Origin of the sequence: Thermus sp. NMX2.A1 (assembly GCF_000511705.1) — a bacterium.
Taxonomy (GTDB): Bacteria; Deinococcota; Deinococci; order Deinococcales; family Thermaceae; genus Thermus; species Thermus scotoductus.
The window spans coordinates 1-9,414 of the sequence record NZ_ATNI01000023.1 but is presented as its reverse complement, the minus strand read 5'-3'; the positions used below and the strand labels follow the sequence as shown (position 1 = coordinate 9,414).

Annotated in this window: 10 protein-coding genes; 7 read left to right on the top strand and 3 right to left on the bottom strand. The window is 63.8% G+C overall.

All coding sequences use genetic code 11. The features are described from left to right. Nucleotides 1–615, bottom strand: a 615-nt coding sequence (locus tag TNMX_RS01125) for a transposase (RefSeq protein ID WP_038028611.1), incomplete at its 3' end; no start/stop codon positions are given. A gap of 40 nt (nucleotides 616–655) precedes the next feature. Between TNMX_RS01125 and TNMX_RS01120 the strand changes: the two genes are divergently transcribed. The 7 genes from TNMX_RS01120 to TNMX_RS01090 all read left to right on the top strand — a co-directional run bounded on the left by TNMX_RS01120 (nucleotide 656) and on the right by TNMX_RS01090 (nucleotide 8,772). Continuing rightward, entirely contained in the window at nucleotides 656–1,060 is a 405-nt protein-coding gene (locus TNMX_RS01120; protein WP_253269344.1) for a helix-turn-helix domain-containing protein, read from the top strand. 4 nt (nucleotides 1,061–1,064) lie between these two features. Further along, nucleotides 1,065–1,616: a helix-turn-helix domain-containing protein gene (locus TNMX_RS01115; protein ID WP_038028609.1), complete on the top strand. Its 552-nt coding sequence runs from the start codon at nucleotides 1,065–1,067 to the stop codon at nucleotides 1,614–1,616. A gap of 699 nt (nucleotides 1,617–2,315) precedes the next feature. Then, nucleotides 2,316–3,731 carry a TROVE domain-containing protein gene (locus TNMX_RS13510; RefSeq protein WP_253704860.1) on the top strand — a complete coding sequence of 472 codons (1,416 nt, stop codon included), beginning with the start codon at nucleotides 2,316–2,318 and terminating at the stop codon, nucleotides 3,729–3,731. Nucleotides 3,732–3,752: 21 nt separating this feature from the next. Further along, a complete protein-coding gene (locus TNMX_RS01105) occupies nucleotides 3,753–4,349 on the top strand; it encodes a hypothetical protein (RefSeq protein WP_019551678.1) in 597 nt (198 codons plus the stop codon). Between the two features lie 21 nt (nucleotides 4,350–4,370). After that, nucleotides 4,371–4,796: a YbjN domain-containing protein gene (locus TNMX_RS01100; protein ID WP_038028605.1), complete on the top strand. Its 426-nt coding sequence runs from the start codon at nucleotides 4,371–4,373 to the stop codon at nucleotides 4,794–4,796. Between the two features lie 99 nt (nucleotides 4,797–4,895). Continuing rightward, on the top strand, nucleotides 4,896–6,074 hold the full coding sequence (locus TNMX_RS01095) for a DNA repair exonuclease (RefSeq protein ID WP_038028602.1): 1,179 nt from the start codon (nucleotides 4,896–4,898) through the stop codon (nucleotides 6,072–6,074). Beyond that, complete coding sequence (locus tag TNMX_RS01090; RefSeq protein ID WP_038028599.1) at nucleotides 6,055–8,772, top strand: AAA family ATPase; 2,718 nt, start codon at nucleotides 6,055–6,057, stop codon at nucleotides 8,770–8,772. Before TNMX_RS01095 ends, TNMX_RS01090 begins: the two co-directional genes overlap by 20 nt. 7 nt (nucleotides 8,773–8,779) lie before the next feature. Here TNMX_RS01090 and TNMX_RS01085 read toward each other — a convergent pair whose 3' ends face one another. Continuing rightward, nucleotides 8,780–9,058 (bottom strand): hypothetical protein, encoded by a 279-nt coding sequence (locus TNMX_RS01085; protein WP_019551673.1) that lies wholly within the window; start codon nucleotides 9,056–9,058, stop codon nucleotides 8,780–8,782. 58 nt (nucleotides 9,059–9,116) lie between these two features. After that, nucleotides 9,117–9,414, bottom strand: a 298-nt coding sequence (locus tag TNMX_RS01080; protein WP_038028596.1) for an RNA-guided endonuclease TnpB family protein, incomplete at its 5' end; no start/stop codon positions are given.

Below are 9,414 nucleotides of genomic sequence, written 5' to 3'. Positions count from 1 at the left end.
CACAATCCCCCCCGCCTCCCGGAGGAGGTCTTCATAGAAGTGGCTTTCGTACCCCCGGTCCAGGTAGAGCTCCGCCCCCTCGGGAAGGTCCAGGGGAAGAAGGAGCAAAGAGCTCAGATCATGTAGGCTTCCCGGGGTCAGGCTCACTTCATGGATAAACTTCCCGTCGTCCACCAGGAGGTGGAGCTTGGGGCCGTGGAAGTAGACCCGTTTGCTGGGGATGAAGCCGCGGTAGGCCTTGTCTGGGAAAAGGCGGGAGCGGGGGGCGCGGATATTCTCGCAGGCGGGGAGGGGGAAGGTGTCCAAGGCGTAGGCCTGGGCCTGGTGGAGGTTTTTCCAGGCCTGGGCTAGGAGGTGGAGAAGGGGGAGGAAGAAGGGGTATAGGGCGTGGAGTCTGCGGTTGAAGCGACTTGGGGAGGGGACGTAGGTAAAGAGGCGCAGGTCTTTGGCGAGGGCCAGGGCCTTGTTGTGCTTGCCGCCCAGTTCCATGGCGGCCAGGATGGCGAGGGTCAGGATGGCGGAGGCTGGGGTCTTGGCTTGGGGGTCGTCTTTGTAGCCCAGGGCCTGGAGGGCATCGTCTATAATGCAAAAGGCCGCTATGATGCGCGACAGCATAGCGGCCACTATTTTTTCAGGCCTCGGGATAGGTAGCAACTTGGGTTACTTTAAGGAGTCCCTGAAAGACCCTGACAGCGCCCGCCTTTACCGGGAGGTTCTGGACGAGGAGCTTTCCTGGCTTCTCGCCCACCTTCGGGAGCTTAGGGGGCTTTCCCAGAAGGAGGTGGCCGAGCGCTTGGGCGTGAGCCGGAGCCGTATCAGCCAGATGGAAACCTCTGCCGGGCTTTCCATGACCCTCGAGGGGCTTGCCCGTTACGTCCAGGCCCTGGGGCTCACCCTGCGGCTGGAGTTCAGGGATGAGCAGGGTGGGGTCCTGGCCCGCTTCCATGTGGGTGCGGATGAGCCTCTGTCTGAGCCCTTGGCAGGGGGATGGGAGCCGGTAGGGGAGTCGTGGGCCACCCTAATGCGGAAGGGAAAGCCCACGTTTGGGGATATCGCTTAGGCTGATGGAAAGCAAATCTGCCATCATCCGCAGGCTCTACCAGGAGGGCAAGAGCATCTCTGCCATCGCTAAGGAACTGGGCCTCACGTACCAGCGGGTTTACAACACCTTGCGCCGCGCCAAGCTCCTTCCAGCCAAGGGAGGTGAGGAGCCCTCCAAAGAGGCGTACGCCGAGTTCATCGCTGGCTTGGAGATCCTGGGGGTGGAGCTCCTCGAGGTCCACGGTAAGCTCGAGCGGTCACCCCAGGGCCAGAAGCGCTTCGGTCCTGCCCCGGACGGAATCTCAGTCTTTGGCCCAATCAGGACAGAAGAGGGCTTCCAAGCGGGACTGACCCTTAAGCTGGAGTTCCAGGACGAAGGCGGACCTTTTGGCTTCCTTCACCTTTTCGTGGCTGCCCGCTACAGGAGCCCCGTCTTTCCTGACGAAGCCCTCTTCAAGGTCTTCCAGGAGCGAAACCTGCCCCTGAACCTGTGGCCCTACCTGAGGGTCTACGTGGACTTCCTTACCACCCAGATGGGCCTCCCCCGATTGGTGCTGCCCGCCTTGAAACTCTAGGCTCGGTGCCCTTCGAAATGGCCTCAAGTGAACCCGGGCCATCGGTCAACGGAGGAGGGCAGCTCCGATCGGTGTCACCCCAGGGGGGCACCTTGCTCAAAAGGGCGCCCCGTTTTGACATCGCACCCCCCTTGCAAAAACCGGGGGTCTATGCTATAAAGACGTTTGCCCGGCGGCGGGGCCGCTCGGTTCCTTCGGCATCGGTTGCCCAAGGTACCTGGTGAACAGGTCGACCCGAGCGCCAAACATCCCCGGGCACCAAACGAACCCCAGTAAGTCCATCCTGTGCGTTGTTCCCCACAATGGGGGCCGTCCTCGAGGGTTTTTTGTGGAGGGGCTTGATGGCTATGGAGCTCAAGGTGGCTTTGGTGACCTGTGTGGCCTTTGGGAAAGCGGTTAGGGCCTGGCATCGCGGGTACCCGCGGCCTTCGGGCCGTGGCGGAGATGGAACACAAATATTTCCTCGTTTCCAGAATACGGTTTCCTGACGTAAAAAGCTCCACATCAACAGTTCTTTAGAATTCCGGCACAAAGTCAACCGACATAGAGGCGCTTGCCCCTGGCCCTGTGGCTGGGGTGTGGTTTGAGCGGCCGAAGGCCGCTAGAGGAGGTTGTGTGTCCTTCAACGGCTATCGAAGGGGAGGACTTTTCCCTCACACGACCCACCAAGGAGGTAAAGGATATCCCGCATCCCCTGAGGTGGAGCTCCTGCTTTTGGTGGCAGGAAGCCTCTTTTCTGGGGACACCTTCTACGAGGCCGAGGGCGAACGCCACGCTCGTTTCGCAGGGTTGGCTCAGGACATGGTGCGCAGGGATCCCCACTTTGTGGGGAGCCTTGCGGTGTTCGCCCGCCAGGTTTTGGGACTGAGGTCCGGCCCAAGCGCCCTGGTGGCTCATCTCTTCTGGGAAGGGCCAAGGGAGCTGGCGCAAAGGGTGGCCACCCAGGTCTGGCTGCGTGGGGATGAGCATTTGGAAACCCTAGCCTACACGCGTGGCCAGGGCTGGAAGGTGCGCAAGGCCTTGAAGAAGGCGGTGGCCGAGCGCCTGAACCGCATGAGCCCCCAGGCATTGCTGAAGTACCGAGCTGAAGGCAGGCATTTCCGACAAAGGGATGCCCTAATCCTTGCTCACCCCAAGGCGCCCGATAGGGAGCATGCCTGGGTATACGACTACCTCATCCGAGGGAAGAAGGCGTCGCCTGAGGCCCTGGCCTTTGTGCAAAGGGTGAGGGAGGAGGATCCCCTGTGGGAGAGGGTGATCTCTAAGGAGGGCAGTACTCCTGAGGCCTGGCGTAAGGTCCTGCCTCACCTCGAGGGCCTCGCCCTTATCCGCAACCTGCGCAACCTTCAGGAACATGGCCTCCTGGACCGGAGGGAAGTGCAGGACCTCCTCCTGGCCAAGCTGGCGGATCCCGAGAGGGTGCGAGGCTGGCGTATCTTTCCCCACCAGTGGCTTCAGGCTCTATACCAGCTTTGCCCTGGAGATGGGGTGGCCCAGGGTGGGATGAGACCCCACCCCGTGTACCACGCCCTGGAGGGTGCCCTCGAGGCTTCGGTGCCCAGGCTTGACCTGGAAGGGGAAACCCTGATCCTGGTGGACGTGTCGGGCTCCATGTACCAGCGCATGTCCAGGAAGGGGGAGAGCACCTACGCCCTGGCGGCGGCCACCCTGGGGGCGGTTTTGTACCGCCAGGCCGGGGGGAGGCTCTTCGGCTTCAGCGACGACCTGATCCCCGTGCCCTTCTCCCCCGGGGACCCCCTGGTGGCCATGGTGGAACACCTCTTGACCTCCGGAGGGTACGGCACCTACCTGGAGAGGGCCCTGGGCAAGGCCCTCAGGAGTTTTGGGGGGCGCAGGGTGGTGATCCTCACAGACGAGCAGGTGGCGGACGACGCCTACCGCCCCTTGAGGCCCTGGCTTCTCGGGGATGACCGCCGCCGCGTGCACGTGATCAACCTGGCGGGGTATGCGCCCCTGGCCTTTCCTCAGAACGGCATCAGCCGCATCGGAGGCTTTAGCGACAGGCTGTTGGAGCTCCTGCCCCTCCTGGAGGCCCAGGACCCCATCGGCTGGATGAAGGCCTTCGGGAGGGAGCATGGCCTGGAGGTGGGCTAAGGCCCCCCGGGGAGGTGGAAGGTGAAGGTGTTGGCCCTAGATCCCGGAACGGTCCACAACGCCTGGTCGGTGGTGGAGGAATCGGAAGGAAGGCTTTTCGTGGTGGAGCATGGTTCCCTTTCGGCCTCGAGGAGAGGCAGGCAGGAGGTGGTGGGTGCGGTGGAGGCCCTGGTGATCCAGGCCGTGGAACGCCACGGCCCCGATCTCCTCCTGGTGGAGCTCCCCAAGGGCCGAAAGCCCTCGGTGCCCCGCGAGGTGTGGAGGGAGCTCCAGGGGATCGCCCACTCCCTGGCGTCCAGGCTTTCCTCCACTCTTCCCGTTTGCACCGCCTTTGCCTCCACCCCTCGAGGCTTCCACGATCCCTTCCAGCCCCCAGGCTGGCGCCAGCGCCTCACCGGGCTCAACCGGCCTTCCGACCTGGATGTGAGGCGTAGCCTCGAGGGGCTTGGGCTCGGCCCTCTTCCCAGAAATAGCCACGAGCTGGACGCCGTGGGTCTTGGGGTAGCCTACTTTCACTTCCCGGAGCTGTTCCAATGGGTGGAGGAACCCTCTTCCAGGGATCCCGGACCCAGGTGGGATGCCCTCACGGAGGAGTTGCGTAGGCTTTGGGCGGCCTGACCGCCTTAGAGGAGGACTGCCATGGAGGAGAGGATGTGGATTGCAGAAGAAAAGGTGAGCGGGGCCAGGCTGGAGGAGATCTGCCGTATGGCAGGGTACACCACCTCCGTGGATCAAGACGGGGATCTGGTGGTGCATGGAGATGCCCTAAAGACCCTCGTGGTTGTTAACCGAGAGAAGAGCGTCATTCACTTCGCCTGTGTCTTTAGTTTTGAGCCATGGGTGCCCGAGCAGGACAGGCTTCTCTTCGTCAACAGGGTCAACGACACCACCCATGTGCTACGGTTCTCCATGAAAGTCCAGTTGCCGGACATCCTGGTGGTGGACTACGACCTTCCCTTCCAGGGAGGGGTCCTGGAGTCCCAGATTCGCTTTGTTCTGCGCCTCTTTCATCAGGGCCTTCCCCTGCTCATCGCCCTCCACGGGGGTGCAGGCCTTCTTCGCTAGGGTTTTGAAGGCGTGGACCGGGGCTGGGTGGGGGGCGCCTGGCCCCTCGGCAACCCCGAACCCCCACGGCAAGCTGGATAGAATGAAAGTGGAAAACGTATGAAGACCTCCTTACGGCTTTTGCACACGGCGGACTGGCACCTGGGGAAGACCTTGAAGGGGGTGGACCGCACCCCGGAGGTGGCCTCGGCCCTCGAGGAGGTCCTCAGATTGGTGCGCTCCGAGAAGGTGGATCTCGTCCTGGTCAGCGGGGATCTCATGGACCACCCCCAACCCTCCACGGAGGCGGAAGCCCTCCTGGTGGAGTTCTTCCTGCGTTTGGCAGAAGCGAAGGTTTCGGCCATGGCCATCGCCGGGAACCACGACTCTGGGGAGAGGATGGAGCGGGTCTATCGTCAGCTCTTGGGTCGCTTCGGGGTGGAGCTGCGGGGCCAGCTGGCTTTCGCCCACGAGGGCGGGGTGGTGGATCGGGGAGGCCTCAGGGTGGCCCTGGTGCCCTTCCTTTCCGAAAGACGCCTGGCCAAGACCCTGGAACTTCCCCCTGAGGAACGCCACCTGGCCTATGCGGAGGGGATGCGCCGCCTTTTGGCCCACCTGGCCCAGGAGGGCACTCCGGACGTGTACCTGGCCCACTTCACCGTGGCGGGGGCCAGGGTGGGGGGTGGGGAGTATGTGCTGCACCTGGCCGAGCACTACGCCGTGCCTCCTGGAGTCCTGCCGGGGGCCCGCTACATCGCTTTGGGCCACCTTCACGCCCTGCAGCAGGTGGCGGAAAACGCCTGGTACCCGGGAAGCCTGATCCCCCTGGACTTCGGGGCCAGCGAGCGGGCGGAGAGGGGGGTGGTGCTGGTGGAGCTCCCTCTGGACCGCCATCTTCCCGCCCGGGTCCACCCCATGCCGACAAACTGGGGAAAGCCCCTCCGCACCTTCCGGGTCAGGGTTTCCCAGGTGCAGGAAAGCCCCGGGGAGCGGGCCCGAATCCTGGGGGAGATCGAGGCCTTCCCGGGCTGGGCCCGGGTGGTGGTGCAGGGGCCCATGCACCTGGAGCTGAGGGACACGCTTAAGGAAATGGAGAGGGTCCTCGAGGTGGCGTGGGAAGAGGAGAGGGAAGGAGACGGGGGCGAGGCGCACCCCCCACCCTCCGCCCTCGAGGAGGCCTACCGGCAGTACCTGATGGAGGCAGGCCGCTGGGAAGGGGACCCCCCGGGGGAGGAGCTGGTCCATAGCTTTGCCGAGTTGCGGCAGGAGGTGGAAGAACATGAGGCCGGTGAGGATTGAACTGGAGGGTTTTGGCCCTTACCGGAAACGCCAGGTGGTGGACCTGGAGGGTGCGGATCTTTTCGTCATCACGGGTCCCACGGGAAGCGGTAAGACCACTCTGTTGGATGCCATTACCTTCGCCCTTTACGGAAGGGTTCACCGCCTGGGCAGCCGCAGGATCGAGGAGATGCGCCATCCCGAGGCGGAGAGGATGTGGGTGAGCCTCACCTTCCAGGTGGACGGCCGGGTCTACCGGGTGGAACGGGAGGTGGGCAGGAGGCGGGAGGTCCGGGTGGCCGAGCACCTGGGGGAGCGCTGGCAGATCTGGGATGTCAGGGGCCGGAATCTGGAGGGTAGTTTGGAGAGGATCCTGGGCATGGACTACGACACCTTTGTCCGGACCGTGCTCCTGCCCCAGGGTGAGTTCGACCGCTTCCTGCGCCGGGACAAAGGGAGCGAGCGGCGGAAGATTCTGGACCACCTCTTCGGCCTGGATGTCCTTCAGGACATGAGGACCAAAGCCAGTGAGCGCAAGGGGAACCTGGAAAGCAGGATCGCCGCCCTCGAGGCCGAGCTGGAGTCCTTGAAGGAGGCCACCCCGGAGGCCCTGGAGCAGGTCCGGAACAGGATGGGGCAGGTGAAAAAGGCCCTGGAGGCGAAGACGAGCGAGCTAAAAAAGGTTCAGGATGTCCGGGACCACTTCAGGGCCCTCCTCGCCCTATACGGGGAAAAAGCCCGTTTGCAAGAGGAGCTTTCCCGGCTCATGGAGGCGGAGCCTGCGCTTCTGGGGGACAAGGAACGGGCGGAGCTTTCCCAAAGGGCGAGGGAGCTCGTGGATCTGCTAGCGGAAAAGGAGAAGGCGGAAGCCCTTCTGAAGGAACTCAAGGAAGCGGACGCCCAGTTGGAGGAGGAGCGTGACGCCTTGGCTCGGGAACTGGACCTGGCCGAGCTCGAGCGGCTGGAAGGGCTTTGGGCCCAACGCGCCTATCTCCGGTCCCTCCACGACCTCCTGGGGAAGGCGGGAGAGAAACCTGCCCTCCATCCGGAGGCTTCCCCGTGGGAGGAGGAGGACGAGGCCGCCTTAAGGGAGGTCCTCGAGGAGCTTCCCCGCATGGAAAAGGCCAGGGAGCTGAAGGAGAAGCTCGTCCGCCAAGAGAAGGAGCTATCGGAGGTGGAGGCCGGGCTTCAGCAGACTCGCATGGCCCTGGTCCAAACCCTCCAGGCGGAGGTGGAGGAGCTGGAGGAGAGGCTTGGCCACCTGGAACGCCATCTGGGCGAGCTTGGGGTGGCCCGCTTCCGCCACCTCCTGCGGCCGGGAGAACCCTGTCCCCTTTGTCTCACCCCCGTCCAGGCCCTGCCGCCGGCCCTGGAGGAGGGGAAGGAGAAGGAGCTGGAAGGGGAGAGGAAGCAGGTGGAAACGCAGCTGGCCAGGAAGCGGGTGGAGCTTGAGCGCCTGCTGACGCTTGTCGGGCAGGAGGTTCCCCCGGCGAAGGTGGGGGTGGTGGCTGCCCTGGAAAAGGAGGAAACCCGGTTGGCCCGGCAGGCGGATGAGCTACGGGTTGCCGTAGGGTCTCTGAAAAAAGCCCTTGCGGACCTCGAGGTGGAGGACCTGGACCTGGAGGAGGAGTTTCGGCGCCTTGGCCAGGAGAAGCACCGCCTGGCCCTCTCCCTGGCGCACCACCTGGCGCAGGTGCTGGGGGGAAAGAACCTGAAGGACTTCATGACCTGGCTGGAGGAGCGCCTCCGGCACCTGCGGGGGCAGAAGAAGAGGCTGGAGGAGCTGGAGGAAGGGAGAAGGGAGCTCAGGGAAGAGTTTGGGCTCGTCCTGGCCCGGCTTGAGGAGAAGGTACGGGCCTTGGAGCAAGCCTGGAAGGATAACCCCGACCTTCCCCGGGACGGGAAGGCCCTACGGGCCCTTCTCCTGGATGAGGCAGAGGAGAAGAGGGCCCTTGAGGATTGGGAGAAACACCGGGACCATGTCCTAAGGGTCGAGGGAGCCCTGGAGTCCCTGGAGGCCAGGCTTCAGGAGCTGGCTCCGTTGCCCGAGACGCCGCCCACGCAGGAGGACCTGGAGGCGCTGGAGAAGCGCCTGGAGGATCTCAGCCAGGAGATCGGGGAGCTCAGCCAGGAACTGGGTGAGCTTCGTGGGGAGCTAGTGAACCTGGAGGGAGAGGTGAAACGCCGCGTGGGCCTGGAGGAGGATCTCCGGGAAAGGCGGCGGCAGTTCCGCATCTGGGAGGCCCTTACCAGCGACCTGCAGCAGCGGGCTTTCCCCGAATGGCTGCACCGCCGCCTGCAGCGGGCCCTCCTGGTCAGGGCCAACGAGATCCTGCACCAGCTCTCCTCCGGACGGTACAGCCTTAGGGTCAGGGAGGAAAGCGGCCTGGAGTACGAGGTGTACGACGCCTGGACGGGGGTCCACCGGTCTGCGCACACCCTCTCGGGGGGCGAGTCGTTTCTGGCGAGCCTGGCCCTGGCCCTTGCCCTTTCGGAAGAACTTGCCCGCAGGAAGCTGGAGGCCTTTTTCCTGGACGAGGGGTTCGGCACCCTGGACGGGGAGACCCTCGAGGTGGTGGCGCAGGCCCTCGAGGGGCTGGGACGGCAGAACCGGATGATCGGCGTCATCACCCACGTGGAAAGCCTGGCCCAGCGTTTCCCCATGAGGCTTCGGGTTCGGAAGGGGAGGGGGGAAAGCGTGGTGGAGTGGGTGGACTGAGGGCAGGTTACTCCTTGGGGCCAAACTCGTAGCGCTGGGTGTACGGGTTGTAGCGGATCTCCCAGTCACAGGGTACCAGCTCGTAGCTCCCGGTATACGGGTTATACTTTTCGCACAGGTCCTTGGCCTTACGGGCTTCGTACCTGCCTGTGAAGCGGTTGACCTCGGCATCATTGTCGGTCCCCACGCCGTATTTGCCCGTGAAGGGATTCAGGACTTCCTTGTGCTCTTTTCCCTCATCGTAGTACTCGTATTTACCCGTGAAGGGGTTGTACTTGATGGCCATGACTCCAGTATAGGATGCGTGACGACTCCCCGCTCTGAAGAGCGGGGCTTCTCGGTTCTCACGGGACGGCCCATGCCGTACCCATCCCCGAAGGCTCCGTCCGAGCCCTAGCCAGGATGTTCTGCGCCGCCGCTATGTCCCGGTGTAGGTGAGCCCCGCACTGGGGGCAGGTATACTCCCGCACCCACAAGGGTTTCTTCTCCCGGTACCCGCACACCGGGCAGTCCTGGCTTGTGTACTTTGGATCTACCTTTATCACCTGCCTACCAGCCTCTGCCGCTTTGTAGGCAAGGATTCTTAAAAACTGTCCCCAACCCGCATCCATTACTCCTTTCGCAACATAGGAGCGGGCCAGG